The organism is Streptomyces sp. NPDC002577 (assembly GCF_053594815.1).
This window is the reverse complement of sequence record NZ_JBSFWK010000022.1, coordinates 1-26,737: the sequence shown is the minus strand read 5'-3', so window position 1 is coordinate 26,737 and position 26,737 is coordinate 1. Positions and strand designations below refer to the sequence as shown.

General features: G+C 71.6%; 22 protein-coding genes and 2 tRNA genes. 5 read left to right on the top strand and 19 right to left on the bottom strand.

Annotation, left to right across the window (positions count from 1 at the left end):
• Positions 1–102: 102 nt before the first annotated feature.
• The 5 genes from ACWD4J_RS25165 to leuS all read right to left on the bottom strand — a co-directional run bounded on the left by ACWD4J_RS25165 (position 103) and on the right by leuS (position 9,147).
• Positions 103–2,823, bottom strand: coding sequence for a ComEC/Rec2 family competence protein (locus ACWD4J_RS25165; RefSeq protein ID WP_451397688.1), 2,721 nt, complete (start codon positions 2,821–2,823; stop codon positions 103–105).
• Positions 2,824–2,933: 110 nt separating this feature from the next.
• Positions 2,934–4,109 (bottom strand): helix-hairpin-helix domain-containing protein, encoded by a 1,176-nt coding sequence (locus ACWD4J_RS25160; protein WP_451397687.1) that lies wholly within the window; start codon positions 4,107–4,109, stop codon positions 2,934–2,936.
• 133 nt (positions 4,110–4,242) lie between these two features.
• A complete protein-coding gene (locus ACWD4J_RS25155; RefSeq protein WP_451397686.1) occupies positions 4,243–5,088 on the bottom strand; it encodes a DegV family protein in 846 nt (281 codons plus the stop codon).
• A gap of 213 nt (positions 5,089–5,301) precedes the next feature.
• Positions 5,302–6,069 (bottom strand): hypothetical protein, encoded by a 768-nt coding sequence (locus ACWD4J_RS25150; RefSeq protein ID WP_451397685.1) that lies wholly within the window; start codon positions 6,067–6,069, stop codon positions 5,302–5,304.
• A gap of 171 nt (positions 6,070–6,240) precedes the next feature.
• Positions 6,241–9,147, bottom strand: a complete 2,907-nt coding sequence (leuS, locus tag ACWD4J_RS25145) for a leucine--tRNA ligase (protein ID WP_451397684.1) — start codon at positions 9,145–9,147, stop codon at positions 6,241–6,243.
• Positions 9,148–9,647: 500 nt separating this feature from the next.
• On the opposite strand from leuS, the gene ACWD4J_RS25140 reads away from it, so the two are divergent.
• Positions 9,648–10,952: a cytochrome b/b6 domain-containing protein gene (locus ACWD4J_RS25140; RefSeq protein WP_451397683.1), complete on the top strand. Its 1,305-nt coding sequence runs from the start codon at positions 9,648–9,650 to the stop codon at positions 10,950–10,952.
• Positions 10,949–12,559: an NADH-ubiquinone oxidoreductase-F iron-sulfur binding region domain-containing protein gene (locus ACWD4J_RS25135; RefSeq protein WP_451397682.1), complete on the top strand. Its 1,611-nt coding sequence runs from the start codon at positions 10,949–10,951 to the stop codon at positions 12,557–12,559. The genes ACWD4J_RS25140 and ACWD4J_RS25135 overlap by 4 nt, the downstream gene beginning before the upstream one ends.
• A gap of 252 nt (positions 12,560–12,811) precedes the next feature.
• On the opposite strand, the gene ACWD4J_RS25130 is transcribed toward ACWD4J_RS25135, so the two are convergent.
• Positions 12,812–12,884, bottom strand: a tRNA-Ala gene (locus ACWD4J_RS25130).
• Positions 12,885–12,997: 113 nt separating this feature from the next.
• On the opposite strand from ACWD4J_RS25130, the gene ACWD4J_RS25125 reads away from it, so the two are divergent.
• The gene (locus ACWD4J_RS25125) at positions 12,998–14,218 is read left to right on the top strand and encodes a glycosyltransferase 87 family protein (RefSeq protein ID WP_451397681.1); all 1,221 of its coding nucleotides are present in this window, start codon (positions 12,998–13,000) and stop codon (positions 14,216–14,218) included.
• On the opposite strand, the gene ACWD4J_RS25120 is transcribed toward ACWD4J_RS25125, so the two are convergent.
• The 3 genes from ACWD4J_RS25120 to ACWD4J_RS25110 form a co-directional block, all read right to left on the bottom strand.
• Complete coding sequence (locus ACWD4J_RS25120; protein ID WP_016643127.1) at positions 14,187–14,420, bottom strand: hypothetical protein; 234 nt, start codon at positions 14,418–14,420, stop codon at positions 14,187–14,189. The two genes, ACWD4J_RS25125 and ACWD4J_RS25120, sit on opposite strands and share 32 nt — an antisense overlap.
• 3 nt (positions 14,421–14,423) lie before the next feature.
• On the bottom strand, positions 14,424–14,678 hold the full coding sequence (locus ACWD4J_RS25115) for a hypothetical protein (RefSeq protein ID WP_451397680.1): 255 nt from the start codon (positions 14,676–14,678) through the stop codon (positions 14,424–14,426).
• An 87-nt stretch (positions 14,679–14,765) separates the two neighbouring features.
• The gene (locus tag ACWD4J_RS25110) at positions 14,766–16,235 is read right to left on the bottom strand and encodes an MFS transporter (protein WP_451397679.1); all 1,470 of its coding nucleotides are present in this window, start codon (positions 16,233–16,235) and stop codon (positions 14,766–14,768) included.
• Positions 16,236–16,340: 105 nt separating this feature from the next.
• Between ACWD4J_RS25110 and ACWD4J_RS25105 the strand changes: the two genes are divergently transcribed.
• The gene (locus tag ACWD4J_RS25105) at positions 16,341–17,273 is read left to right on the top strand and encodes a helix-turn-helix transcriptional regulator (protein WP_451397678.1); all 933 of its coding nucleotides are present in this window, start codon (positions 16,341–16,343) and stop codon (positions 17,271–17,273) included.
• Positions 17,274–17,327: 54 nt separating this feature from the next.
• Here ACWD4J_RS25105 and ACWD4J_RS25100 read toward each other — a convergent pair.
• From ACWD4J_RS25100 to ACWD4J_RS25070, 7 genes are all read right to left on the bottom strand, one after another.
• Positions 17,328–17,400, bottom strand: a tRNA-Ala gene (locus ACWD4J_RS25100).
• A gap of 204 nt (positions 17,401–17,604) precedes the next feature.
• Complete coding sequence (locus tag ACWD4J_RS25095) at positions 17,605–18,222, bottom strand: histidine phosphatase family protein (RefSeq protein ID WP_451397765.1); 618 nt, start codon at positions 18,220–18,222, stop codon at positions 17,605–17,607.
• A gap of 158 nt (positions 18,223–18,380) precedes the next feature.
• On the bottom strand, positions 18,381–18,836 hold the full coding sequence (gene rsfS / locus ACWD4J_RS25090; RefSeq protein ID WP_451397677.1) for a ribosome silencing factor: 456 nt from the start codon (positions 18,834–18,836) through the stop codon (positions 18,381–18,383).
• A gap of 151 nt (positions 18,837–18,987) precedes the next feature.
• Positions 18,988–20,823: an LCP family protein gene (locus ACWD4J_RS25085; protein WP_451397676.1), complete on the bottom strand. Its 1,836-nt coding sequence runs from the start codon at positions 20,821–20,823 to the stop codon at positions 18,988–18,990.
• A 16-nt stretch (positions 20,824–20,839) separates the two neighbouring features.
• Positions 20,840–21,472 carry a nicotinate-nucleotide adenylyltransferase gene (nadD, locus tag ACWD4J_RS25080; protein WP_451397675.1) on the bottom strand — a complete coding sequence of 211 codons (633 nt, stop codon included), beginning with the start codon at positions 21,470–21,472 and terminating at the stop codon, positions 20,840–20,842.
• A 67-nt stretch (positions 21,473–21,539) separates the two neighbouring features.
• Positions 21,540–21,701, bottom strand: coding sequence for a hypothetical protein (locus ACWD4J_RS25075; RefSeq protein ID WP_451397674.1), 162 nt, complete (start codon positions 21,699–21,701; stop codon positions 21,540–21,542).
• Between the two features lie 158 nt (positions 21,702–21,859).
• A complete protein-coding gene (locus tag ACWD4J_RS25070; protein WP_451397771.1) occupies positions 21,860–22,105 on the bottom strand; it encodes a hypothetical protein in 246 nt (81 codons plus the stop codon).
• Positions 22,106–22,228: 123 nt separating this feature from the next.
• On the opposite strand from ACWD4J_RS25070, the gene ACWD4J_RS25065 reads away from it, so the two are divergent.
• On the top strand, positions 22,229–23,284 hold the full coding sequence (locus ACWD4J_RS25065) for a M48 family metallopeptidase (protein ID WP_451397673.1): 1,056 nt from the start codon (positions 22,229–22,231) through the stop codon (positions 23,282–23,284).
• Between the two features lie 40 nt (positions 23,285–23,324).
• Here the strand turns inward: ACWD4J_RS25065 and ACWD4J_RS25060 are convergent, their stop codons facing one another.
• From ACWD4J_RS25060 to ACWD4J_RS25050, 3 genes are all read right to left on the bottom strand, one after another.
• Entirely contained in the window at positions 23,325–24,398 is a 1,074-nt protein-coding gene (locus ACWD4J_RS25060; protein WP_451397672.1) for an SCO2583 family membrane protein, read from the bottom strand.
• A 147-nt stretch (positions 24,399–24,545) separates the two neighbouring features.
• On the bottom strand, positions 24,546–25,160 hold the full coding sequence (locus tag ACWD4J_RS25055) for an SCO2584 family spore wall biosynthesis protein (RefSeq protein WP_451397671.1): 615 nt from the start codon (positions 25,158–25,160) through the stop codon (positions 24,546–24,548).
• 85 nt (positions 25,161–25,245) lie between these two features.
• The gene (locus tag ACWD4J_RS25050) at positions 25,246–26,529 is read right to left on the bottom strand and encodes a glutamate-5-semialdehyde dehydrogenase (protein ID WP_451397670.1); all 1,284 of its coding nucleotides are present in this window, start codon (positions 26,527–26,529) and stop codon (positions 25,246–25,248) included.
• Positions 26,530–26,737: the final 208 nt, after the last annotated feature.

Sequence of the window (26,737 nt, the reverse complement as noted above, 5' to 3'; positions counted from 1 at the left end):
ATGCGGCATTCGAGGCAACTCGCGCTCACATAACGGTAATGCAGCGGAAGTAATGCGAGCTGGCACGAGTAATCCTCATTCATCACCGCAGTTGGCGTTTCTTCAGGTGAGATGAGGTTTCCACGGGTAGCACCCGGGACGTGCCGTAGCCCCGGCCACGACGGCGCGAGCCTCAGACTCCTCGGCCCGCCCTCGCTCCGGCGGTGCGCGGGCCTCACGGCCGGTCGTCGGCCGTGCTTCGGCGGCCGCCCACATCAGTCCCTCGTCCGCCGCTCCCATCACTGCCAACGCCCCGTCCCTGTCCGTACGGAGCACCGTGGCACCCCCGCTCCGCAGCGCCGCGACGGTGCTGGGCGAAGGGTGCCCATACGGGTTGTCCTCACCGCACGAGATCAGGGCCAGACGGGGGGCCGCGCGACGCAGAAGGACCGGATCCTGGTACGCCGAACCGTGATGGGCCACCTTCAGCACGTCCACGCGCGGCAGCCGTGCACCCGCGGGGCTCCGCAGCAGCGCCCGCTGTGCAGGCGGTTCGAGGTCGCCGAGAAGCAGCATGGTCAGCCCTGCGGTGCGAACGAGCAGCGTGACACTGGCGTCGTTCGGGCCCTCCGGCACGGGCGCCGGGCGCGATGGCGGCACGACCCCGCTCGGGCGAGGCCGAGAGCTTGCGGGAGGCCACAGCACCTGCCAGTCGAGGGAGCCCGTGCGGCGCCGCTCCCCCGCCACCGCCCGGGTCACCGGAATGTGCCGGACGGCTGCCTGTCTGCGAACGAACTCGACCTGGTCGGGCGGCTCCTGGAACCCGGTCGTCTCGATCGCCCCGACCGAACGCCCCCGCAGCACCCCGGGCAGCCCCGCCACATGGTCGGCATGGAAGTGCGTCAGCACGACGAGCGGAATGCGGGTGATCCCGAGCGAGTGCAGGCAACGGTCGGCCAGCGCCGGGTCGGGCCCGGCATCGACGACCACTCCGCTGCCGTGGCCCGCGGAGAGCACGACGGCGTCTCCCTGGCCCACGTCGCACATCACCAGCCGCCAGCCGGGTGGCGGCCATCCGGTGATCACCCGGGTCAGCGACGGCGGTTGCACCACCACGAGCAGGAGCAGCAGCGCACAGACCGCGCTCCACCAGGGGTGCCTCAGCATCCGCCGGCCCACCAGCACGACCACGGCCGTGGCGAGGGCGAGCAGCAATCCGCCGCTCCAGCCGCCGGGCCAGTCCACTCCGTTGCCCGGCAGTGCCGCCCCAGTGCGGGCGATCTTCGCGATCCACTCGGCGGGCCAACCTGCGCACCAGGCAAACGCCTTGGCGAGGGGCATCACCACAGGTGCCGCCGCCAGCGCGGCGAATCCCAGCACCGTGGCCGGGGCCACCGCGAGTTCCGCCAGCAGATTGCAGGGCACCGCCACGAGACTCACCCGCGCAGCCAGTACCGCCACGACGGGGGCACACAGCGCCTGGGCGGCAGCCGCCGCGGCCAGGGCCTCGGCCGGACGCGGCGGCACACCGCGGTTCCTGAGTGCCGCACTCCACCGTGGGGCGACGGTGAGCAGGGCGCCGGTGGCCAGCACGGAGAGCAGGAAGCCGTAACTGCGCGACAGCCAAGGGTCGTACAGCACGAGCAGCAGCGCCGCCGCGGCCAGCGCGGGGATCAGGGAACGCCGACGGCCGGTGCCGATCGCCAGCAGTGCGATACCTCCGCAGGCCGCCGCCCGCAACACACTGGGGTCCGGTCGGCACACGATGACGAAGCCCAGGGCCAGGGTCCCGCCGAGCAGCGCGGTGGCCCGCAGCGGAATGCCCAGGCGCGGGGCGAGACCGCCCCGCTCCGCTCTGTGGGCCCTCCCGGGCGGTCCGATGAGCAGGGCCAGCAGGATCGTGAAATTGGCGCCGCTCACGGCGAGCAGATGCGTGAGGTCGGTAGCCTCGAAGGCATCCTGCAGGTCGGCCGGTACACGGGAAGTGTCCCCCACCACGAGCCCCGGCAGCAGCGCCCGCGCGTCCGGCGGCAGGCCGTCCGTGGCCTCGCGCAGTCCGCGGCGCAGTTCTCCGGCGAACCGCTGGGACCCGGACGGTGCTCCCACGACGTGGGGGACCTCGTCTCCGCTCACCCGCAGCACGGCCGCGATCCGTCCGCTGTCTGCCTGCGGCGGCGCGAGCCGCGCCTGCACACGCAGCCGTGTCGAGGGCAGCAGAGCAAGCCAGGGCGAGCTGGTGCCGCGATCCCGTGCCGTGGGCGGACCCGAGGAACGGGGTCTGCCGGAATCCGCTGAGGCGGGCGGGACGGCGTCGGCGATCAGAAGGACCGGTGTGCGGGTCGATGTCTCCGTGCCGTCCGCCGCCAGGACGCGGAGCACCTGGGCGTCGATGACCACGCTGACCGGTGCCAGGTGGTCCCCCGTGACGCGTGGTCTGGTGAGGCGGGGGTCCGAGCTGACTTCCACCTCCGCTGTCACCTCGGCGTACCGCTCCGCCAGCGCAGGGACCGGACCGCGGCGCACGTCGGCCCCGTGGAGGGCCGCCGAGGCGGTGGATGCGGCCGTACAGAGAAGGACCGCGGCCACCGAGACGCGTCCCCACACGTGCGGGGATCCGGCGGGACACGCGTGCCTCCTCGCTCTGCCCACCACCCCCGGCAGCAAGAGGATTCCGGCTGCCGCGACGCAGAGCCCCACCGCGAGTGCCACCCAGCCGGGAGGCGCATCGAGGGCGAGGGCCGCCGCCGCCCACGCCGCGAGCGCGGACGGCACGAGGCGGAGGTCTGAAGGCCCTTCCTGACGCGGGTGCGCCACACCGAGCCGGTTCCCGGACTCGGCGTGCACAGCCTGGCGAGGGAGCTGCGGGGGTTCCGTGTCCGCCGAGGGGACGGACGCCGTCGCCCGGCTCGAGGACGCAGGCCCTCGTGTGCCGCGTGTGTGAACTGTCCGCCGCCTCATGGCCGTACGAGATTCTGCAGGTCGGCGAAGCGCCGGTCACCGATGCCGTTGACCTCGCGGAGCTCGTCGACCGCACGGAAACCGCCGTGTTGTGTGCGGTAGTCGATGATGTGCTGTGCCAGTACGGGACCGACGCCCGGCAGTGTGTCCAGCTGTTCCACCGTGGCCGTGTTGAGGCTGACGGGCCCGGCGGCGGCCGCGCCGGAGCCGCCCCCTGCCGCACCTGGCACGGCAGGCCCTCCTCCCGCGGCGCCCGGGGGATCGCCGACGACGACCTGCTCGCCGTCCACGAGGAGACGCGCCCGGTTGAGTCCGCCGATGTCCGTGCCGGGGCGGACTCCGCCCGCCGCCCGCAGCGCGTCCGCAACCCTGGAGCCGACTGGCAGCTTGTGGATTCCGGGGTCTCGCACCTTCCCGCTGACGTCGACGACGATCGCTGCACCGCCTCCGTCCAAAACGGCTCCTCCCACCGCCCCTGCGCCGGCCCCGGTGGAGGCGTCCGGCGTCGCTTCCTCCGCGGCGGCCGGGGCCTCGGCGCGCACCACGTCGGGCGCGCGCACCGGCTGCGTCCGCCCGGTCCAGAAGTGCTGCACCGCGAAGACCGCCGCGGCGACGAGGACCACCGTGAGAGCCGTCACGCTGCGTCGCTCGAGACCGCATCTCGTCTGAAGCCACAGCGGGAGCCGTTCCCGTACGGCGAGCGCTGCCCGCCCCCGCCGCGGCGGCTCCGCGCGCTCCGCAGAGCCCCTGGAGTCGGCGGGATCCTCCGCTGTGCCCGGATCTTCCGGCGCGCCGCCAAGCTCGGCAGCAGGCGCACTGGCAGGCGCAGGACCAGCGGAAACAGAACCTTCGCCAGCCAGGGCATCGGGCGGCGGGCCGTGCTCCGGATCCCCCCGCCCTCGCCGTCCTGCCTGTTCCGTCTGCGCGAACAGCGCCTCCGCCCGCAATCGCAACGCCTCAGCCGAGGCTCGACGGCGGCGGACGCGTGCCCGCCCATGCCCGTAGCCGTTGCCGTTGCCGTTGCCGTTGCCGTTGCCGACAGCGTCGCCGTGACCGTGGCGTCGGCTGTGGCGGCTGCGACGCCGGCGTGCCCGGACATCGGAAGCGGGGCCGCGCCCCGGCCCGCTCGTCACGACAGTGGTCCTGTGACCGGAAGGTGATCGAAGTCCCATGGCCGCGAAGCTATGCCTCGCGAGAGAAACCCGCTGATCTTGCTCGATCTCCGTGGATTACCGGGGAGTTGTGGATAACTCCGTCACCCGTTAGGGCCCGGCGCCCACGCGAGCCCGGTCGCCACGCCCACGCTCACCGAGGCGAGACGACAACTCCCAGCAGCCCGGGCCCCGTATGGGCCCCGATCACCGCACCCACCTCGCTCACATGCAGGTCGGCCACCCCGGACACTCGCTGCCGCAGCCTCTCCGCGAGTGCCGATGCCCGTTCCGGCGCCGCGAGATGGTGGACGGCGATGTCGACGCGGCCCGTTCCGGCGCGCTCGGCCACGACCTCCTCGAGCCGGGCGATCGCCTTGGACGCGGTCCGCACCTTCTCCAGGAGCTCGATACGGCCGCCGTCGAGCTTCAGCAGCGGCTTCACCGCGAGAGCCGACCCGAGAAGCGCCTGCGCGGCACCGATCCGTCCGCCGCGGCGCAGGTAGTCGAGCGTGTCGACGTAGAAGTACGCGTACGTGCCCTTGGCGCGCTTCTCGGCGGCCGCGACCGCCTCGTCGACCGTGCAGCCGGCCTCCGCGGCCTCTGCCGCCGACAGGGCGCAGAAACCGAGGGCCATGGCGACCATGCCGGTGTCCACGACGCGCACGGGCACGGCCGCTCGTCCCGCGGCGAGCACGGCGGCGTCGTACGTCCCCGAGAGCTCGGAGGACAGATGCAGCGAGACGATGCCGGTGGCACCCGACTCGGCGACCCTGCGGTAAGTCTCGGCGAAGGCCTCCGGGCTGGGCCGGGAAGTGGTCACGGGCCGCCGCTTCTGCAGCGCCTGGACCAGAGCACGTGAGGAGATTTCGGTGCCCTCGTCGAGCGCCTGGTCGCCGAGGACCACTGTCACGGGCACAGACGTGATCCCGTGGCACTCCATCGTCCGCTGCGGCAGATAGGCCGTGGAATCCGTGACGATGGCGATATGACGGGACATGAGCTGGAGATTACCTGCCGGGACGCCCGGGCGGCAGCCCGGCCCCACCGGCCTTCTGCCGGATCACTCACCGGCGCGCTACGGGACCGGCCTCAGGCCTTCTGCCCGATCGCCGCGACGGCACACGCGGAACAAGCCACGGCGGCACACGGGTTCGCCCACCGGCACGCCACCGTATGAGTCATCGACGCTCCCCCGAGCCGTCCGCCCGTATCAAGTCGTGTTCTCGCGGCGCCCCTTCTTCTGCCACGAGTAGGTGACCCACGGGCCCGGCCGTGTGATCGCGGGCCGGGCCGGCTCCTGGTCCGCCGCTGCCGAAGAGCCCGGCCAGGTCTGTTCGGCGGCGGCCCCTTCGGGCTCCGCGGCCGTCGGCCACGAGGCGGCGCTACGCGACGCCGGCCCCGTCGACGGCCCCGCATTCCGCCGCTGTTCCGGCTCCGTCGTCCAGTGCCGCAGGGCCCCCGCCTCCACGTCGATCTGGGCACTCAGCGACTCCAGATCGTCGTCCGCGAAGCGGCGCGCACGGTCACGCGCCGCCCAGCGCAGCGCGTCCGCCGACTTGGTGATCCGTTCCGTACGCTCCCGCAGCGCGGGCAGCCGCTCCGCGAGGCGTGCCCTGTCCGGCTCGCTCTCCAGCCGCTTGAGCTCGTCGTCCAGCTCACGGCCGTGGACGCTGAGCCGCTCGAAGAGGCCGAGGGACTCCTTCAGCGAGGCGTCCTCTGCCACGGCCGCGTGCAGCGCGTCCTGGGTGGCCCGCATCGAGGTGCGCAGGTCCAGCCGGAGCTGGGCCAGCTCGCCCACCGCGCCCGGCTGTGCGAGCGTCCTCGCACGCAGCGTGGTGTCCTCCACCGTGCGGCGGGCCTGGGTGATCGTGCGGTCCACGCCGCGCTTCGCGGCGCCGACGACCTTCACGGTGGCATACCCCGCCACCACGAAGAAGAGCACGAAGAGCAGAGCCACGACTGTGATCACGGCTTCCATGATGCTCCTCCCAGGTCCTGTGCCGGCTCTCCCACGGTAAACGGAAGAGGCAGGCCGAGGGTTCCTGTGAAACCCCCAACCTGCCCGTAGGGGACTACCCCGACCCGCTCGCGCAGGGACGATGTGCAGCCCTCCGATCCGCAGCCCGTGACTACGGAGAGTGACGCAACGTCACGCAGGAACGATGTTCACCAGCTTCGGCGCCCGCACGATCACCTTGCGGATGCCCGCGTCGCCCAGCGCCGCCACGACCTTCTCGTCGCCCAGCGCCACCTTCTCCAGCTCCTCGTCCGAGATCGACGGGGAGACCTCCAGGCGCGCCTTGACCTTGCCCTTGACCTGCACGACACAGGTCACCGTCTCGTCCACGACGTACGCCGGGTCGGCCACGGGGAAGTCCCGGTGGACGACCGAGTCGGTGTGGCCCAGCTTGCGCCACAGCTCCTCGGCGATGTGCGGGGCCAGCGGCGCGACCAGCAGCACCAGGCGCTCGGCGACCGACCGCGGCACCGCGCCGCCCACCTTGGTCAGGTGGTTGTTCAGCTCGGTGACCTTGGCGATGGCGGTGTTGAAGCGCATGCCCTCCAGGTCCTGGCGGACGCCGTCGATCGCCTTGTGCAGCGCGCGCAGCGTGTCCTCGTCGATGTCGGACTCCGCCGCGTCGACGACGGTGACCTCGCCGGTCGTCTCGTCGACCACGTTGCGCCACAGCCGCTGCAGCAGCCGGAACTGGCCGACCACCGCGCGCGTGTCCCACGGCCGCGACACGTCCAGGGGGCCCATCGCCATCTCGTACAGGCGCAGTGTGTCCGCGCCGTACTCGGCGCAGATCTCGTCCGGAGTGACGGCGTTCTTCAGGGACTTGCCCATCTTGCCCAGCAGCCGGGAGACCTTCTCGCCCTGGTAGTAGTACGCGCCGTCGCGCTCCTCCACCTCGGCGGCCGGCACCGCGATGCCGCGGCTGTCCCGGTAGACGTAGGCCTGGATCATGCCCTGGTTGAACAGCTTGTGGAACGGCTCCGCCGAGGAGACGTGGCCCAGGTCGAACAGGACCTTCGACCAGAAGCGCGCGTACAGCAGGTGCAGCACGGCGTGCTCGGCGCCGCCCACGTACAGGTCGACGCCGCCGTGCGGCCGGCCCTCGCGCGGGCCCATCCAGTAGCGCTCGATCTCCGGGTCGACCAGCTTCTCGCTGTTGTGCGGGTCCAGGTAGCGCAGCTCGTACCAGCACGAACCGGCCCAGTTGGGCATGGTGTTGGTCTCGCGACGGTACTTCTTGGGGCCGTCACCCAGGTCCAGCGTGACGTTGACCCACTCCTCGTTCCGGGACAGCGGGGTCTCGGGCTGGGTGTCGGCGTCGTCCGGGTCGAAGGTGCGCGGCGAGTAGTCCTCCACCTCCGGCAGCTCCAGCGGCAGCATCGACTCGGGCAGCGCGTGGGCGATGCCGTCCTCGTCGTAGACGATGGGGAACGGCTCGCCCCAGTAGCGCTGGCGGCTGAACAGCCAGTCGCGCAGCCGGAAGTTGACGGTGCCCTGGCCGATGCCCTTGCGCTCCAGCCACTCGGTGATGCGCGCCTTGGCGTCGACGACGCCCAGGCCGTCCAGCGAGATGTCGTCGTTGGAGGAGTTGATGATCTTCGCGTCGTACGAGGCGAAGGCGTTCTCCCACGTCGAGGTGTCGGTGCCGCGGCCGTCCGTCGGCTCGACGATGCAGCGGATCGGCAGCTCGAAAGCGCGCGCGAACTCGAAGTCGCGCTGGTCGCCCGCCGGGACAGCCATGATGGCGCCGGTGCCGTAGCCCACCAGGACGTAGTCGGCGATGAAGACGGGGACCTGCTCGCCGTTGACCGGGTTGGTCGCGTACGCGCCGATGAAGACGCCGGTCTTGTCCTTGGCCTCGGCCTGCCGCTCGACGTCGGACTTCGAGGCGGCCTGCGCACGGTAGGCGGCGACGGCCTCCGCCGGCGTCGCGTGGCCGCCGGTCCACACCTCGTGGGTGCCCTCCGGCCAGGCGGCCGGGGTGAACTTCTCGACCAGCGGGTGCTCGGGCGCCAGCACCATGTAGGTCGCGCCGAACAGGGTGTCCGGGCGCGTGGTGAACACCGTGATGCGCTCGCCGTCGATCGGGAAGTCGACGCGGGCGCCCTCGGACCGCCCGATCCAGTTGCGCTGCTGCAGCTTGATGGCCTCGGGCCAGTCCAGCGCCTCCAGGTCGTCCAGCAGCCGGTCGGCGTAGGCGGTGATGCGCATGTTCCACTGGCGCAGCTTCGCCTTGAAGACGGGGTAGTTGCCGCGCTCGGAGCGCCCGTCGGCGGTGACTTCCTCGTTGGCCAGTACGGTGCCCAGGCCAGGGCACCAGTTGACGGGCGCGTCCGAGGCGTACGCCAGGCGGAACTCGCTCAGTACGTCCGCGCGCTCGGCGGCGGTCAGCTCGTTCCACGCGCGCGTGGTCCCCGGAACCGCGCGCTCACCGCTCTCGAACTGGGCGACCAGCTGCTCGATGGGACGGGCCTTCTTCGCCTCCTCGTCGTACCAGGAGTTGAAGATCTGCAGGAAGATCCACTGGGTCCACTTGTAGTAGTCCGGGTCGATCGTCGCGAACGACCGGCGCTTGTCGTGGCCCAGGCCCAGGCGGCGCAGCTGCGCCGTCATGTTCTCGATGTTGGCCTCGGTGGACACGCGCGGGTGCGTGCCCGTCTGCACGGCGTACTGCTCGGCGGGCAGGCCGAAGGCGTCGAATCCCAGGGTGTGCAGGACGTTGTGGCCCGTCATGCGCTGGAAGCGGGCGAAGACGTCCGTGGCGATGTACCCCAGGGGGTGGCCGACGTGCAGTCCCGCACCCGACGGGTACGGGAACATGTCCATGATGAACTTCTTGGGCTTGGCCGCCAGGGCGGGGTCGCCCGCCAGGTCACCCGTGGGGTTGGGGGCCTCGTACGTCCCGTCGGCCTCCCAGAAGTCCTGCCAGCGTGCCTCGATCTCGGCGGCCGTCGTGGCCGTGTAGCGGTGCGGCGCGGCCACCTCGGCCGTGGCCCCTCCCGCGCCTTCGGCAGCGGGGGAGGAATTCGTCTCGCTCATGATCCTCAAAGCTCCATCGATCGTCTCTGCCAGCGGTCCGGAAGCAGTGCGCAACCGGTTCGGAAACGAAAAATCCCCTCGCACAGGAGGGGACGCCGCGCCGATTCCGACGGGATCTTTTCTTCCGTCGGCACTGATCAGCGCGGCCCGCTAAGCAGAAGGCGTACGGCACGCATGGCGTCAGGGTACCGCAGCCCCCGCAGGGCCCGCGACGAGCATCCGCCCGGGCGGAACGTCGGCCACGCGCGCGTGGCGTGGCTCACACCGTTGAAAGTCTGGGCGGCGCCCCGCGTACCACCTATCGGGGCAGCAGAAATCCCGGGTTGCCCTTAGGTAACAACGCAATAACTCAAACCACGTACCCAACGGTTTGCTGACACCTAGCATGCGGCTGTGGGAACGCTTTGCCGAACCATTCGGAGTCGCCGCCCATGAACCCTCGTCGCAAGATCCGTTCTCTTTCGTTACCGGGCCCCACGGCCCGGGGCGGAGTGGCGGCGATGACGCTGCTGCTCATACCCGTGCTCGTGTTCGTCGGAGGCGACGGCTTCCGCGACTTCCTCGACTTCGGCGCGGGCGTCCTGTCACTCGTCTCCCTGACCAGCTCCGTGATCTGGGGCCTGGTCGCCACGGACCGGCTGTTCCTCAACTCCCGCCAGCGGCTGCTCGCCCAGGCCGTGCACCGCACGACCGCGGTCGCCGCGCTCGCCTTCCTGCTGCTGCACATCACGGTGAAGCTCGCACTGGACCACACCACGCTGCTGGCCGCCCTGATCCCCTTCGGCCTCGGCTTCACCGGTACGCAGGGCCTCATCGGCTTCGGCTCCCTCGCCGCCCTGCTCATGGTGACCACAGGGCTGACGGGAGCCCTGCGGAGTGCCTTCGCGTCCCCGGTCCAGGTGGCCGCCCGCTGGCGGGCGGTGCACATGCTGGCCTACCCGGCCTGGTGCTCGGCCCTGGTGCACGGGCTGTACGCGGGCCGTCCCGCCGCCACCTGGGTGACGGTGACGTACTGCCTGGCCCTGGCCGCGGTCGGGGGCGCCATCGCGCTGCGCGCCGCGCCCCTTCCGGTCAAGCGGCGGGTCGCCGCCCGGATCCTGGCGGTGCTGCAGCCGGACGACGGCCCCCGCGGGGCGCGAGCGCGCCGGGGCGCGGCGGACTCTCCGCTGCCGGGCGCTGTTCTGCCCGGCAGCTCGCTGAGCGAGACGCCACCGGGCGGTCCGGCGCCGAGAGGCTCGACTCTGGGCGGCGGGCCCCTGGGCTACTCCACCGTCGGCGGCACGACCGCACTGCCTCGCCCCGAGCCTGCTTTCCCGCCCCTGTCGAACGTCTCCTCGAACGCGTCTCTGCGCGGCATGACACCGCCTTCCCCGCCGCTCTACGAAGCCCCGCCGCGGCCCTCGGCGTCCCCGCGTTCGCCCCGCGCGGGCGCCGGTATCTCGGCCGCCTACCGTGCGGTCTCGTCGATCCCGCGCGCGCGGGACGGCCTGCGGCACGACGAGACCGAGCGCATCGACCTGTCCCTGGGCCGCCGGCCGACCGAGGCCCTGCCACGCCTCGACGACACCGGAACGGCGGCAACGGGCCGCTGGCCCGCCCCTTCCCCGCCGCCGCCCGGCGAGGCACTCCCGTCCGCCTCCGCCTCATGGGACACCACGTACGACACCCCCCACCACGGCACCCCGTACACGGCTGCCGCCGATCCCGCGTACGACGGCGGCTCCGCCACCGAGACCCTCCCCGGGCCCTTCCAGGCGCCCAGCTCCGGCGAGCCCTGGAGCGCCCCCACCGGAGGCATGAAGTGAACGCCGCTCTGCCCGACGTCCCCGAGGTCCGTGTCGTCGGGCTCCCCCAGCTCACCTCCGGCTTCGACCTGGTCGAACGCCTGGATCTCGCCATGCACTTGAAGGTGCACGGCCCGCTCGAGCCGATGGGCGGTGAGCAGCTCGCCTCGCTCGCGGAGCAGATCTCCCTGAAGGGCCGCGGCGGAGCGGGCTTCCCCTTCGCCAGGAAGCTGCGGGCGGTCGCCGAGTCGGCGATCCGCCGTGGCGTACGTCCCGTGGTGGTCGTGAACGGCAGCGAGGACGAGCCCGCCTGCCGCAAGGACACGGTGCTGATCAACCGCTCCCCGCACCTGATCCTCGACGGCGCCCTGCTGGCCGCCGAGGCGCTGGGGGCCCGCACGCTCGTCGTCGGTGTGACGCGCAACTCCACCGAGGCGTCGATGCAGGCCGCGCTCGCGGAGCGCGGCCTCACCAATCGGCGCGGGGCGCCTCTACGCGCGCGCGTGCAGCGCAATCCGGTGCGCATGGTGACCGGCGAGTCCTCGGCGCTGATCCGCTCGGCGGACGGCGGCCCGCCGCTGCCTCCAGGGCGCAAGGTGCGTGCTTCCGACAGCGGCGTGGGCGGCGCACCCACATTGCTGTCGAACGCAGAGACGTTCGCCCAGCTGGCGGTCGCCGCGCGGATCGGCGCCGGCCGCTACCGCAACACCGGCCTCCACGACGAGCCCGGCACGGTGATGCTGACCATCTCCGGCGCCGTCGCCCGCCCCATGGTCGTGGAGGTTCCCACCGGAGTGCCTCTGCGGTACGTGCTGCAACTGGCCGGCGCGCCTCCGGTGCCGCAGGGCGTGCTCACCGGCGGCTACCACGGCAAGTGGCTGAACGGGGCCGCCGTGCACGACGCGGTCGTCTCCCGTGCGTCGCTGGACGCCCTCGGTGGTGCGCTCGGCGCGGGTGCCATCCTGCCGATCGGCCCGGAAACCTGCCCGCTCGGCGAGTCGCTGCGGGTGGCGAACTGGCTCGCCGCGGAGAGCGCCGGACAGTGCGGCCCCTGCTACCTCGGCCTGCCCGCGGCGGCCAGAGGGCTCGCGGACATGCTGAACGGCGGCGGCCCGGCGGCCCTGGAGGCCCTGCGCCAGGTCACCAAGGCCGTGAAGCGCCGTGGCGCATGCAAGCACCCCGACGGCTCGGCCGCGTTCCTGGACTCCGCCCTCTCGGCGTTCACGGACGATCTCGCGGCACACGCCCTGGGCGGTGGCTGCGGCAGACCCGTCACGGGTGTCCTGCCGCTCCAGGAGGAGGGTGCCGCGGGCGGAGGCGCCGGAGGCGGAGCCGGTGACGCGCCGACCGGTCAGCGACTCGCCGTCGACTGGACGCTGTGCCAGGGCCATGGTTTGTGCGCGGACATCGTCCCGGAACTCATCCAGCTGGGTCCTGACGGCTTTCCGTCCGTCGCGGAGGCGTCGGTGCCGCAGTACTCGGCGGCGCGCGCCATGCGAGCCGTGCGCCGCTGCCCCGCGCTCGCACTGCGGATCGAACAGGAGCAGCCGCCTGCTCCGAGGCGCTCGAGCCTGCCGGTCCTGCCTCCGGGCGGGGGCCGCCGGGCGCTCGGCAGCGGACGGGGCTGACGCCGGTCGACGCCGGTCAAGGACCCGCAACGAAAGGCGTGTCACCCGATCCGGTGGCGCGCGTCTCATCTCCTACGGCGCTCGCGCGAGTTGCCCGCGCCTCACAAACTCGCCCCTCTTCGGGCGGCAACTCTGACCGCTTCAAAGGGGGTGCGGGTGGCGAAGCCCCCGCAACACGCGGCGCAGCCGCGCAAAAACGACGAGGGCGACCCGGTCCGCGCATTCCGCGGACACAGGTCGCCCTCGTACTCGTGGAGCTAAGGAGAATTGAACTCCTGACCTCCTGCATGCCATGCAGGCGCTCTACCAACTGAGCTATAGCCCCTTGAGGTGTTCCGCCCGGTTCCCCCGGCGGCTCCGCCAACATTACACGGTCATCCCGGTGCACCACCAAATCGTTTCCGGGATGTACCGATAAGGCCGGTACTGTCGGCCTTCGTGACCGTGATCGCGTTCCCCCGCACCCGCCTGCGCGTGCCCGTGGCCGTCGGGGCCTGCCTGGTCTCCTTCACGGCCTTCTGCATCGCGCAGCGCGTCGCCGACGTCTCGATGATCGATCTGATGGTCTACCGGGCCGAGGGCGAGGCGGTACGCGCGGGCGAGGACCTCTACGCACTGCGCGCCACCGACGCCCGTCTGCCCACCACCTACCCGCCGTTCGCCGCTCTGCTGTTCACGCCGCTGACGCTGCTGGACACGACGGCCATGCGGATGGTGGCGACCGCCGGGAACCTCGGGCTTCTCGTCACGTTCGCCTGGCTCACCCTGCGGCTCGTCGGGCACACGCGCGTGGCGCTCGCCTGGTGGATCGCGGCGCTCGCGGTCTGGTGCGAGCCGGTGTGGACGACGCTGCGGTACGGGCAGGTCAACCTGTTGCTGGCCGTGCTGGTGCTGTGGGACCTGTCGCGGAGGGACCACCGCCGATGGGCCGGTGCGGGCATCGGCGTCGCGGCTGCGATCAAACTCACACCCGCTCTCTTCATCGTCTTTCTGACGCTGACGGGCGTCGTAGCAGCGGTACGGCACGACGCGTGGCGGCCCTGGCTGCGGCACGCGTGCGTGGCGGCCGCCTCGTTCGCCGGCGCGACACTGCTGGCGGCCGCCGTCCTGCCGTACGACTCACTGCGCTTCTGGACGCGGATGGTGTTCGAGACGGCCCGGGTCGGGCGCACCGAGGACACCGCGAACCAGTCGCTGCGCGGCGTACTGGCCCGGCTTCTGCACACCGGGGATCCCGGCGGCTGGTGGCCGGCGGTCGCCGCGATCGCCGCGGCGGCGGGTCTGGCGGTCGCCGTGGCCGCGGCGCTGCGCGGCGAACGGGCCTGGGCCGCGACCGCCTGTGCGGCCACGGGTCTGCTGATCAGTCCCATCTCGTGGTCGCACCACTGGGTGTGGTGCGTGCCCATCGTGGTGCTCCTCGGCAGCGAGGCGGCACGCCGGGGTCAGGGCTACCGGGCATGCCGGGCCGCGGCCGCGGTCTTGGGGCTGGTCTTCTGTTCGTACGCCCTGTGGTGGGTACCGCACGGCAGCGGGAGGCACGAACTGCACCAGGACAGCGGGCAGTTGGCACTGTCCGCGCTCTACGCGGCAGCCGGCTGTGCCTTTCTGGTGCTCACCGCGATGAAGGTCACGCGGTGGCGAACGAGTAGAACCGTTTGAGGGTGCAGTGCTCGTCGAGGAGCCGCCCGTAGATCGGCTCGCCCTCGAGTTCGCGGTAGGTCTCGATCGGGTCGCCTTTTATGATCAGCGCCCGCGCGCATTCCTCGCACCAGTACTGGTAGTCCGGGTTGACCGGCTCCATGTCACGGACGATCGGCGTACCGCTGCCGCACCAGTCGCACTTCCGCCTGTGTGCACCCATCGATCAGCTCCAGCTGTGGCCGCAGGCCGTGCACACGAAGGAGACTCCGCCGTTGTCGCCGAGGACCTGGGCGACGTGGGCGGAGCCGCAGGACGGGCATTCGAGGCGGGTTGCGCAGGCCGCGAGGGGAGCGCCGTCACCGCCACAGGGGGCGCCCGGATGCGTGGGAGAGGTGGTTTCCGCCCTGAGGAGTGTCGCTCTGTTGCTCACATCGGCCACATCGAGGATGCCGTACTCCTCGAGGATGCTCGCAGGCATCGCGCTCTCCCTTCAGTCGGGCCACGCTCGGCGAAGGTAGCAGCTCCCTTCCGGCCGTCCGATTCTGCCACGGCTGGAGCGACACGGTCAGCGACGCCTCAGTACCAGTCCGGACACGGCGCCCACCGCGGCCGTCGCGGTCAACGCGTACATGCACGCCAGGAGCGCCTCCGCAGACGTATACGCGCTGTGGGCGCCGAATGACTCAAGCCGGTTCAGGAACAGTGTGCCGAACGCCGCGACGCCGATCAGCTGACCGAGTTGCGCGACCGTCGCGAGCAGACCGCTGGCGTCCGCCGCGTCCTCGGGGCGAACCGTGGCGAGCGCTCCCGTGAGCGTTGGGCTGAAGCCGAGCGCCAACCCGACGCCCACGCCTGCGTACGCGACGTACAGCAGTGCGCCGCCGGCGTCGCCGCCTTGCAGGAGCAGGCCCACGCCGGCCACGGAGAGCGCGGTGAGCACGAACCCGGCCGGCGCCAGCCGGCGCTGCCAGGACGCGGGCCAGGTGCGCCAGGTGAGACCGACCAGGCCGAAGACGACCGCGGTCGGCGCGAAGGTGAGGCCCGCCCGCAGCGCGCTGTAACCGAGGCCGCCCTGGACGTGCAGCGTGAGCGCGAACAGGAAACCGCCGTTGACGGCCATGACCGCGATGATGCGGAAGACGGCGAGGCCCATGCCGGGGTGGCGCAGCACGCGGGGCGCGATCAGCGGGGCGCCGCCGCGCCGGGCCAGCCGCGACTCGTACGTGCAGAACACGCCGAACAGGACGGCCGCCGCGGCCAGCGACAGCCAGGACCACAACGGCCAGTCCTCCTCCTGCCCGAGCACCAGCGGCACCGTGAACAGCGACACGGCGGCGCCGAGCAGTACCAGTCCCGGCAGGTCGAGGCCGCGCGCCCGCTCCCGCGCCGCCGCGTGGTCCCGCGGCAGTACGCGCCTGCCGACGGCCAGCAGTACGACGCCCACGGGCACGTTGACGAGGAACACCGGCCGCCATCCGGTGCCGAACAGGTCGGCGCTGACCAGCAATCCGCCGAGCACCTGCCCGGCCGCGGCGCCGGTCGCGATGACCGCCGCGTACGCGCCGAGCGCCTTCACCCGGGCCTCGCCGGTGAAGTGGCGCTGGATCAGGCTGAGCACCTGCGGGATCATCACGGCCGAGCCGGCGCCCTGGACCAGCCTGAACACGATGAGTTCGGTGGAGCCCTGCGCCAGACCGCAGGCGAGCGAGGCCGCCGTGAAGAGGGCGAGCCCGACGAGATGGACCCGGCCGTGGCCGAGCCGGTCGCCGAGCCGCGCACCGGTGATCAGCAGCACCGAGTACGTGATGGAGTATCCGGCGATGACCAACTGTAAGTCGGCTCCCGAAGCGTGGAGTTCGGTGCCGATCGTGGGGGCCGCGACGTTCACGATGAACACGTCGAGCAGCGCCATGAACTGGGCCGCCAGCACGACCGCGAGCAGCGGCCGGGGCCGGTTGTCAGTGCCGGGGGCTTTACTGACTGCAGGACTTGGAACGGGTGCCGTACCCGGGCCCGTCTGAGGTGTCGTCGTCATGCCATCAAGCGTGGCCACGCTTCGGTACGGGTGCCGAGTGCCCGTTGATGCTGGTACTGACAGCACCTGGCAGGGGACGAGCAGGAGACAAGTCAGGCGTCGACGATGGGGGACGTGACGATGGGGACGACACAGCGCCGCCGGCCCGAGCTGGCCGCATTTCTGCGCAGCAGGCGCGCCCGGGTGACACCGGCCGACGTGGGCATGGCGCCGGGCCTGCGGCGCCGCACGCCGGGGCTGCGCCGCGAGGAGGTCGCCCAGCTCTCGGGCGTGGGCGTCACGTGGTACACGTGGCTCGAACAGGGCAGGCCGATCAACGCCTCCGCGCAGGTCCTGGACGCCGTCGCGCGCACGCTGCGGCTCGACTCGCCGGAGCGGGAGCATCTGTACCGCCTGGCGGAGGTGCCCTTCGACCCCGCCCCGGAGCAGTTGGCGGAACAGGTCGGGCCTGCGGTCCAGGACGTCATCGACGCGCTCGACCCTCATCCGGCGGTGGTCTACAACTCGCGGTACGACATCCTCGCCACCAACCCCGCATACCGCGACATGTTCGTCGTGCCGGAGACGCTCAGGATCGGCGTGCCGAACGTGCTGTGGACGTTGTTCACCGTCTCCGAGGAGGCCTGCCCGGTGGTGCACCGGGAGCACGAGCTGCCGGTCATGGTGGCGACCCTGCGGTCCTCGTACGGCAGACATGTCGGCGAGCCGGCCTGGGAGCAGTTCATACGGGCGCTGTCGGCCGCCAGCCCGTACTTCGCGGAACTGTGGGCGAGCGGCGAGGTCATACCTCCGGGGCCGCGAGTGAAGACGTTCCGCCACGCGGCGGTGGGCGAGCTGAGGCTGACCTCGCTGTCCCTGTCGATCGACGGGATGCCGGAGTGCCGCATCGTCGCCTACTCGCCGGAGGACGAGGAGTCGCGCGAGAAGATCGCGCTGCTGAGGGAGCGCAGGCAGCGGTTGTGGCCGCCCTCGGACGAGGCGGACGAGGCGGCCACGGAGATCATCCGCATGTGGAGCACAGAAAATCCCGCCCCCTGAGGGGACGGGATTCCTGATCACCGATCTTTGACAACTCAACAGAGTGTCGATCCGTGGAGCTAAGGAGAATTGAACTCCTGACCTCCTGCATGCCATGCAGGCGCTCTACCAACTGAGCTATAGCCCCTTGCCACGCGGCGGAGCCGCATGATGTCTCGCTTCCCGCCCGGCGGGGCGAACAAGAAGAACTTTAGCCTGCGACCTGCCGGAAAGCGAAATCCGGTCCCGGTCAGGCACCGGGACCGGACGCGGGACCGGCAGACGGGTCCCGGCAGCCGGCGGGAGCCGGCCGTCGAGATCGACGACAGGAGCGCCGAGCGGACGACAGGGGTCAGTCGTCGTCGCCCAGCACCGGCTCCGGCAGCGTGCCGGCGTTGTGCTCGAGCAGCCGCCAGCCGCGCGCGCCCTCGCCCAGCACGGACCAGCAGCAGTTGGAGAGGCCGCCGAGCCCCTCCCAGTGGTGGGCCTCGAGGCCCAGCAGCCGCCCGATGGTCGTACGGATCGTGCCGCCGTGGCTGACCACCACCAGCGTGCCGTCCTGCGGCAGCTTCTCGGCGTGCCGCAGGACGACCGGAGCGGCGCGTTCGGCGACCTCGGTCTCCAGTTCACCGCCACCGCGGCGCACCGGCTCACCGCGCTTCCATGCGGCGTACTGCTCGCCGTACCGCTCGATGATCTCGTCGTGGGTCAGGCCCTGCCAGGCGCCCGCGTAGGTCTCCCGCAGGCCCTCGGCCTGTGTCACCTCGAGCCCGGTGATCACGGCCAGCTCGCGGGCCGTGTCGACCGCCCTGCTGAGGTCGGAGGCGACGATCGCGTCCGGCTTCAGCGAGGCCAGCAGCCGTGCGGCCCGGCGGGCCTGGCCGAGGCCCGTCTCGGTCAGGGCGACGTCCGTGGTGCCCTGGAAGCGGCGCTCCAGGTTCCAGGAGGTCTGGCCGTGCCGCCAGAGGATGACACGGCGGCCACGGCCCGCCTTCTGCGACGGCTCGGGCTCGGGGCCGCGTGCGGCGTCCTGCCCTGCCCCGTCACCGTCCGTCCGCGGCCGTGCGTCGGCGCCCGGCACGTCGGCTCCCCCGGAAGCGGGCGCGCCGGCGCCCTCGGAGGCGCTGCTCAACGCAGCTCACCGCCCAGCTGCCGCATCTCGGCGGCCTCCTCCGCGGCCAGCTGCTTGGCGTGCGCCTCGGACTTGCCGCGGGTGGCCTGCGCGTCGGCGGGCAGGGCGATCTCGGGGCAGTCCTTCCAGAGCCGCTCGAGGGCGTAGAAGACGCGCTCCTCGCTGTGCTGGACGTGCACCACGATGTCGACGTAGTCGAGCAGGATCCAGCGTGCGTCACGGTCGCCCTCGCGGCGCACCGGCTTGGCGCCGAGCTCCTTGTTCAGCCGCTCCTCGATCTCGTCGACGATCGACTTGACCTGGCGGTCGTTGGGCGCGGAGGCCAGCAGGAAGGCATCCGTGATCGACAGCACGTCGCTGACGTCGTACGCGATGACGTCGTGCGCGAGCTTGTCGGCGGCCGCCTGGGCGGCGGTGGTGATGAGCTCCAGGGAGCGGTCCGTAGCGGTCACTACAAGGCTTTCCGTCGGCGGTCGTGGTTTCGGTGCTGGGTTGCGGATACTGCGCGGGGCCCGCGGCCGGTCGGGGACCGGCCGCCGCCTCGCACAGGCAGCACCTCAAGGGTCTCACGGACCGCCGACGCCGCCCCAAACGATTACCGGATCACCCGCCGACGCCGGAAGAGCCGGTCGCTGTCGAAGAGCCGGTCGCGGTCGACGACTGGACCTTGTAGTTCTGGCCCAGCACCACCGAGACATCGGCGTTCGACGCGGTCTTGCCCTTCTTCACGGCGCTCGTCGGGAGGCCCAGCGTCTTGGCGACCTCGACGGCGTCGTCCTTGTCGGCCGCGTCCGCGTAGACCACCTGCGACACGGCCTGGGCTGCGGAGCCCGTGCCGCTGTCGACGAAGGTGTAGCCGCCGTTGAGCAGGACGACCCTGGCCTGTTCCTCGGCCTTCTTGTTGCCGGTGGCGTTCTTGACGCCGACCCGGACGGCCGCGCCCTTCTCGGGGCTCTTCACGGTGCCGCCGAGCACGTTCTTGACCACGTTGTCGGTGGCCTTCTCGCTCACGGTGCCGTCCTGCTGCACGGGCAGCAGGTCGGTCTTGTAGTCGCCGCCCTTGGCGAGGTCGGAGAGCTTGGCGAGGAAGGTGCCGAGGTCCTTGTCGTTCAGCGACGGGTCGAGGATCTGCGCGAGCGACTGCACGGTGGTCGTGGCGGCCTGGGGATCGGACGACATCTTGCGCAGCACGCCCAGCATGACCTGCCCGAACCGCTCCAGCTGCGCGTTCTCGGACTCGCCGGACGCCCGGTAGGTGGCGTAGGCGACCGCCATCGGGCCGCTCAGCGTCTGGTCCTCGCCCTTCTTCACCAGGGGCGAGGCGCCCTTCTTGGTCTTCGAGTCCGGGTCGGGGACGTCGGTGTCGGTGTTGATGTCGATGTTCCCGACAAGCTCGACGAGGTTGTTGAGGTAGGGGGTGTCCAGCCGCCAGGTGCCCTGGATCTCCGTGCCGAGCAGGTTGTCGAGGGACTCTCGCGTGCCGTCCGAGCCGTCGCCGTCGACCGACTTCGCCAGTGTGGTGGTGGTCCCGTCGTCGTCGGTCAGGGTGAGGGAGTTGGGCAGCAGGACGGTGGTGCCCTGCTTGGTCGTGGTGTTGTCGACGAGCAGCGCCGTCGAGGTGCCGCCCTTCTTGGTGTTGTGCAGGTGGACGACGATCACGTCACGGTTCTGGGCGCCCACCGCGGTCGTGCCGCCACCCTTGGCATCGACGGACATACCGGGCAGCTTGCCCGCGAACCACAGATAGCCCACGCCTCCGACCGCTACCAGCGCGAGGACGACGACCAGGGCGACCATGCGGTTGCGCCCGCGGCGGCGGGCCTCCTCGCGCCGCTCGGTGCGGCTCTCGCTGAACTTCAGCCAGTCGATGACGTCTTCGGAGTCCTCGTCCGGCTCCTCCACGAAGGAGAACTGCCCGGTGCGGTAGTCGCGGTCCTCACGCGGCCCGGACTCCGGCATGGGCCGTCCCTGCTGCGGGATGTAGGCGGTCTGCTCGGCCGTACGCGCGGCGGCACGCGGCTCCACGCGCGGCTGCGGGCCGGTGCCGGAGGCCTGCCCGTAGGGGTCGTAACCCGCAGGAGAGGGGTTCGCGGTCCCTGGACGGGGGTTCGCGGTCCCTGGACCGGCGGCACCGTACGGATCGTAGGAGCCGTAGGGGGGCACCGGCGGCTGCTGGCCGGTCGACGTCGTGTCGTAGGGCGGGACGGGCGGCGGGACGGGCGGCTGCTGGCCCGTGGCGTAGGGGTCGTAGCCGTAGCCCTGCGGCTGCCCCGAACCGTACGAGCCATAGCCCTGTGGGGGGCTCTGTGGGGGGACCTGGGGCGGCTGTTGCCCGGGCACCTGCCGGTAGACCGGCTGCCCGAACTCGTCGTATCCCACGAGCTCGTACTGGTCGCCCTGGCCCCCGCCCGCCGCGTACCCGTCGTATCGGTCGTTCACCGGTGCCCCTCTCGGCTCACTCGCCGCGGTACAGCTTGCGCTTGTCGATGTAGCGCACGACGCCGTCCGGCACCAAGTACCAGACCGGGTCGCCCTTGGCGACTCTCGCACGGCAGTCTGTGGACGAGATGGCCAGCGCCGGGACCTCCACCAGGGAGACCCCGCCGTCCGGCAGGCCCGGGTCCGCCAGCGTGTGGCCGGGGCGTGTGACGCCGATGAAGTGCGCGAGGGAGAAGAGTTCTTCCGTGTCCCGCCAGGTCAGGATCTGGCCGAGCGCGTCGGCGCCGGTGATGAAGAACAGATCCGTGTCGGGATTGAGCGCGTGCAGCTCGCGCAGGGTGTCGGCCGTGTAGGTAGGCCCGCCGCGGTCGATGTCGATGCGGCTCACGGAGAACTGCGGGTTCCCGGCGGTCGCGATGACCGTCATGAGATAGCGGTCCTCGGCCGGGGAGACTCTGCGGTCGGTCTTCTGCCACGGTTGCCCGGTCGGTACGAACACCACCTCGTCGAGGTGGAACTGGGCGGCGACCTCGCTGGCCGCCACCAGGTGGCCGTGGTGGATCGGGTCAAACGTTCCGCCCATGACGCCGAGGCGACGCTTGGCCGTACTCACCGGGCCGGTACCGGTAGGCATGTCCTGCTCTCCCATGCGTGCAGACCCTACCGGCCCGGCCGGCCGGCTCCGGCCGCGAGGGCCACGGCCCGGGGCCCGGGGATCAGCGGTCCCGGTTGAAGCGCGTGGTGATCCACAGCAGCAGAAGCAGAACGAGGAACGCACCGCCCCCGGTGACGAACGGGCTGAGGCTTTCGTGGTTGCCGCCTTGCTCGCCCTCGGCGGCAAGAGGGGCCAGCTGGGCTGCGGCGCTGTAGAGACTCATCGTCAGCGGGACCTATCCGGAGGTGGGATCGGGAAATGACTTCGCGCCCATCGTAAGCGCCGGTCTCGTCCGCGATCACGCCGACTCAGGTGTTGCGGACGGGCGGAGCCTCGCCCCGCCTGCCCCATGGGCCGACGGCTGTCGCGCCCGCGGCCGGATCAGTCGCCGTCGCCACCGGTGCTGCTGCCGCCGCCCGCGCTGCTGCCGCCACCGGTGCCGCTGCCGCCGTCGCCGTCCCCGCCGTCCCTGCGGTACCCCCGCAGCAGGAACCAGCCGAGCAGGACGGAGCCCACGATGGCGACGACCAGCACGATGCGCAGCAGATTGCCCGCTCCCTGCTGGTCCTGTTGTGCGGCCGCGTTCGCAGCCTCGGTGAGCCAGGCGGCTGCAGTGACGTGCTCCATGGCGGACGACTCCTTCGGTCTGCTGCCAGCCAAGGTAACTCCGCCTAGTGTGGACACCATCTCGGGGGCCGCCGGAGCAGCCGTGCGCCGCGGCGGACGGACACAGAGGACATGGGGGACGGCATGACCGACGACAGCCACGACAATGTGCCCGGCAGGCAGCGCAAACGCTTCCCGGGAATCTCGTCCCGGGCGTACGAGCACCCCGCGGACCGCTCGGCGCTGGTGGCCCTGCGCAGGCTCAGCGGATTCGACACCGTCTTCAAGGCCCTCAGCGGACTGCTGCCAGAGCGCAGCCTCAGGCTGCTGTTCCTCTCCGACTCGGTACGGGTGTCCGACGCCCAGTTCGCGCACCTCAACGACATGCTGCGGGACGCCTGTTACATCCTGGACCTGGAGAAGGTCCCGCCGATGTACGTCAACCAGGACCCGCAGCCGAACGCCATGTGCATCGGCCTGGACGAGCCGATCATCGTGGTCACGACCGGCCTCGTCGAACTGCTCGACGAGGAGGAGATGCGCGCTGTCATCGGCCACGAGGTGGGCCACGCGCTCTCCGGCCACTCGGTGTACCGCACGATCCTGCTGTTCCTGACGAGCCTGGCGGTCCGGGTGGCCTGGATCCCGCTCGGCAACCTCGCGGTCATGGCGATCGTGACGGCGCTGCGCGAGTGGTTCCGCAAGTCGGAGCTGTCCGCCGACCGCGCAGGGCTCCTGGTCGGCCAGGACCTGCAGGCCTCGATGCGCGGCCTGATGAAGATCGCGGGCGGGAACCATCTGCACGAGATGAACGTGGACGCGTTCCTGGCGCAGGCCGAGGAGTACGAGGCCGGCGGCGACCTGCGCGACTCCGTGCTGAAGATCCTGAACGTGCTGCCGCGCACGCATCCGTTCACCACGGTGCGCGCGGCCGAGCTGAAGAAGTGGTCCGAGACCCGCGACCACCAGCGGATCATGGACGGCCACTACCCGCGGCGCGGCGAGGACAAGGACACCTCGGTCTCGGACTCTTTCCGCGAGTCGGCGGCGGGCTACGCCGACGAGGTACGCCAGTCCAAGGACCCCCTGATGAAGCTGGTCACGGACATCGCGGGCGGCGCGGGCGACCTCGGCGGGAAGCTGCGGGACACGTTCTGGGGAGCCGGAGGCCGGGGCGGTGACACCGACAGCAAGGACTGACGCCCCCTGCCGTCACATCACGCTGCGAGGGCCGGGCGCGTCACAGCGAGGGCTGGGCGCCCGGCGCCAGCGTCCCGCACAGTGAGGCCGCACTGTCGGTCGCGAACGGATCGGTACCGGCCGCGGGACCGCCCGCCTTCGCCGTCTGGCCGGCGAGCAGCGGCTGCAGCCGGCCCGCCGAGTCCACGGAGCAGGACAGCGGGCCGGCCTGCACATACGAGACGACCAGTTCGGCCTGGTGCATCCGCAGGTCGTCGCGGTCGAAGCGGAACTGCAGCTCACGGCGGACGGTGAACAGCGAGGCCTTCGCGTCACCGTCGGCACCGGCCGGCCGCAGGGCGTAGACGAAGGTGTGGTTGCTGGTCACCTCGAGCGTGCCCGAGTCCGTCTCGACGGCGTTCAGCGTGCCCTGCACACGGATCTGCGGGTCGGCGAGCTCCGCCTTGGCGGGGTCGAAGCGCACCAGCCAGCCGGTGGCGGCGTGCCGTCCGTCGGCGGCCGGGTGGTCGAAGCTCTGGTCGAACTGGTCGAGCTGCTGCGGGTCGAGCAGTACCCGCACGGACCGTACGGAACCGCCGGTGAGGACCTCCGGGTCCAGGGACGACTCGACCAGATAGTCCTTGGCGGTGGTCAGCGCGGTCACGACCTGGCTGTCGGAGAAGTGCGCGGTGCGCCGGGACGCGGGCAGCGTGATGCCCTCGGCGCCGACCCGGAATTCCGCGGCCTTGCTGTGCGCGAACAGCGCCTTGGTGTCGGCGGCACCGGGCACGGGATCGTGCGGGGCGAGCGGGATGACCGTCATACGCAGCGGCTCGGGGGGCTGGGCGGTCGCCGGCGCCTGGTAGGGGTGGCGTACGCCCATGTAGATCGCGGTGCCGAAGGCGAGGGCGATCAGCAGGACGAGGATCAGGGCCTGCCGGGACAGTCCGCGGCGCAGCGCGGGGCGGCGCCGCACGGCCGGAGCGTGGTCCGTCATCCGCTCCCGGGCCGAGGATTCCTGGAGGCGGGCAGCGCGAATGAACGACTCGTCGAACACGACGGATCGGTACTCGTCCTCACCACCGCCGGGAGCTCCCTCGGGTACCCCCTCAGGTGGGTCTCCAGGCCCGCCCATACATTCAGAGTAGGTCGCCGGGCTCCCAGGTAAACGCCCTGCTGCGCGCCAACTTCTGACAGGTTCTCACCATGAATTCCGACGGGTCCGCACAGGCGTCGGCGGGCACCTCGGCGGTACGGGCCCGGGCGGCCCCGTGGGAGGGCCTCAGGGCGTACGCGGCACGGCCGAGACGGCCGGCTGGGAGTAGTCGGCGGACGCTGACGCGGAGGGGCCGGTCGGAACGGGGTCGTCCGCTCCCTGCTCCAGCCCTGTGGTGGCGGGCGGCGGAGGCACGTCCCGGCTGCCGCCCGAGGAGGCGCCGCGGTAGACCGCGCTGAAGGCCAGGGCGACCATGCCGATGCCCATCACGAGGGCGAGCATCCAGGCGACGGGGCGGTGCCAGCGGGCATGGCCCGCATAGATTCCCGTACGCCCGTATCGCTCCTCGGCGAGGTCCGGGTCGTACAGGTCGTCGTCGAAGTCCCGGTCGTGACCGAAGCCGGGGTCGTCGTCCGGGCCGAAGCCGTCGTCGTAGAGATCGTCGTCGGCGCCGGGGCCCCTGGCGCCCGCCCGCCGCGCCTCGGCCTCCGAGGCCTCGGCACGCGCCTGTGCGGCGGCCACGAGCCGCTCCACCGCCGTGGGCTCATGGAAAGCTGCCGAGCGGATGAAGTCCTCGTCGAAGACCACGGAGGCGAACTCTTCGTCCGCGCCCCCGCGGTCGTGGTCGTCGTCGGGCTCCCAGCCGTCGGAAAACGGCGTGCCCCCCACGTCCTCCGGCACGGAACCAGAGTAGACCTGGGGGGTCATTTTGGGCAGACGGTATGAGAATTCGTGCGCAGGGCACGCGCCCCCGCCGAAGGACCGCTCAGCGGGTGTGCCCGTCGCCGGTGACGATGTACTTCGTGCTGGTCAGTTCCGGCAGCCCCATGGGACCGCGGGCGTGCAGCTTCTGCGTGGAGATGCCGATCTCGGCGCCGAATCCGAACTGCCCGCCGTCGGTGAACCGCGTCGAGGCGTTGACGGCGACCGTCGTGGAATCCACCAACTGGGTGAACCGGCGGGCTGCCTGCTGCGAGGTGGTGACGATCGCCTCCGTGTGCCCGGACGACCACAGCCGGATGTGCTCCACGGCCTTGTCGAGCGAGTCCACGACGGCGGCCGCGATGTCGTACGAGAGGTACTCGGTCTCCCAGTCGTCGGCCGTGGCCTCCACGACGGTGGCCTTCGACTGTTCCGCGTAGGCCAGGATCCGTCCATCGGCGTGGACGGTCACGCCCGCGTCGGCCAGGGCGTCCAGGGCGCGCGGGACGAAGTCGTCCGCGATGTCCTTGTGGACGAGCAGCGTCTCGGCGGCGTTGCACACGCTCACGCGGTGCGCCTTGGAGTTGATCAGGATGTCGACGGCCATGTCGATGTCGGCCTGCGCGTCCACGTAGACGTGGCAGTTGCCGGTGCCGGTCTCGATCACCGGGACGGTGGACTCCTCCACGACCGTCTTGATCAGCGATGCGCCGCCGCGCGGGATGAGCACGTCGACGAGGCCGCGGGCGCGCATCAGCTCGTGCACGGACTCGCGGCCCTCGCCGGGGACGAGCTGGATGGCGTCGGCGGGCAGCCCGGCCCCGTGCACGGCGTCGCGCAGTACGCGCACGAGGGCGGTGTTCGACTCGTACGCCGAGGACGAGCCGCGCAGCAGGACCGCGTTGCCGGACTTCAGGCAGAGGGCGGCGGCGTCGACGGTGACGTTGGGCCGGGCCTCGTAGATGATCCCGACGACGCCGAGCGGGACGCGGACCTGGCGCAGGTCGATGCCGTTGGGGAGGGTGGAGCCGCGGACGACCTCGCCGACCGGGTCCGGCAGCGCCACGACGTCCCGGACGTCGGAGGCGATGGCCCGTACGCGCTCGGGGGTGAGCGTCAGCCGGTCGATGATGGCCTCGCTGGTGCCGGCCTCGCGGGCCTTGGCGATGTCCTTCGCGTTGGCCTCGACGATCTCGGCCGCACGCACTTCCAGCGCGTCCGCGATGGCCAGCAGCGCGTCGTCCTTCGTGGCCCGCGGCAGCGGCGCCAGCCGCTCGGCAGCGGCCCTGGCCTGATAGGCGGCCCGGGTGACGGGGGACAGGTTGTCGTACGGCAGGAGCGAGGTCATGGGGGAAGGGTAGTGCGACGGCGTGGGCCATCCCAGCCGATGTCCCACAAACCGAGACACTGACCATGTGCGCCCGGCTCGCCCACCCGGGGTGGGCGAGCCCGTAGTGCCACGCTAGGCCCTGTCGTCAAATTCCCGCCTGCCTCGCGGTGTCTGGCACGCACGCTCGCCGCGTTGCCGAAACGCCCACGTGGCTCCGCCACGAGGG

Coding starts and splice junctions, on each gene's coding strand:
- ACWD4J_RS25160 (WP_451397687.1), bottom strand. CDS start 4,109: ATGGGACTTCGATCACCTTCCGGTCACAGGACCACTGTCGTGACGAGC.
- ACWD4J_RS25155 (WP_451397686.1), bottom strand. CDS start 5,088: ATGTCCCGTCATATCGCCATCGTCACGGATTCCACGGCCTATCTGCCG.
- ACWD4J_RS25150 (WP_451397685.1), bottom strand. CDS start 6,069: ATGGAAGCCGTGATCACAGTCGTGGCTCTGCTCTTCGTGCTCTTCTTC.
- leuS (WP_451397684.1), bottom strand. CDS start 9,147: ATGAGCGAGACGAATTCCTCCCCCGCTGCCGAAGGCGCGGGAGGGGCC.
- ACWD4J_RS25140 (WP_451397683.1), top strand. CDS start 9,648: ATGACGCTGCTGCTCATACCCGTGCTCGTGTTCGTCGGAGGCGACGGC.
- ACWD4J_RS25120 (WP_016643127.1), bottom strand. CDS start 14,420: ATGGGTGCACACAGGCGGAAGTGCGACTGGTGCGGCAGCGGTACGCCG.
- ACWD4J_RS25115 (WP_451397680.1), bottom strand. CDS start 14,678: ATGCCTGCGAGCATCCTCGAGGAGTACGGCATCCTCGATGTGGCCGAT.
- ACWD4J_RS25110 (WP_451397679.1), bottom strand. CDS start 16,235: ATGACGACGACACCTCAGACGGGCCCGGGTACGGCACCCGTTCCAAGT.
- ACWD4J_RS25105 (WP_451397678.1), top strand. CDS start 16,341: ATGGGGGACGTGACGATGGGGACGACACAGCGCCGCCGGCCCGAGCTG.
- nadD (WP_451397675.1), bottom strand. CDS start 21,472: ATGGGAGAGCAGGACATGCCTACCGGTACCGGCCCGGTGAGTACGGCC.
- ACWD4J_RS25075 (WP_451397674.1), bottom strand. CDS start 21,701: ATGAGTCTCTACAGCGCCGCAGCCCAGCTGGCCCCTCTTGCCGCCGAG.
- ACWD4J_RS25070 (WP_451397771.1), bottom strand. CDS start 22,105: ATGGAGCACGTCACTGCAGCCGCCTGGCTCACCGAGGCTGCGAACGCG.
- ACWD4J_RS25065 (WP_451397673.1), top strand. CDS start 22,229: ATGACCGACGACAGCCACGACAATGTGCCCGGCAGGCAGCGCAAACGC.
- ACWD4J_RS25060 (WP_451397672.1), bottom strand. CDS start 24,398: ATGGGCGGGCCTGGAGACCCACCTGAGGGGGTACCCGAGGGAGCTCCC.
- ACWD4J_RS25050 (WP_451397670.1), bottom strand. CDS start 26,529: ATGACCTCGCTCCTGCCGTACGACAACCTGTCCCCCGTCACCCGGGCC.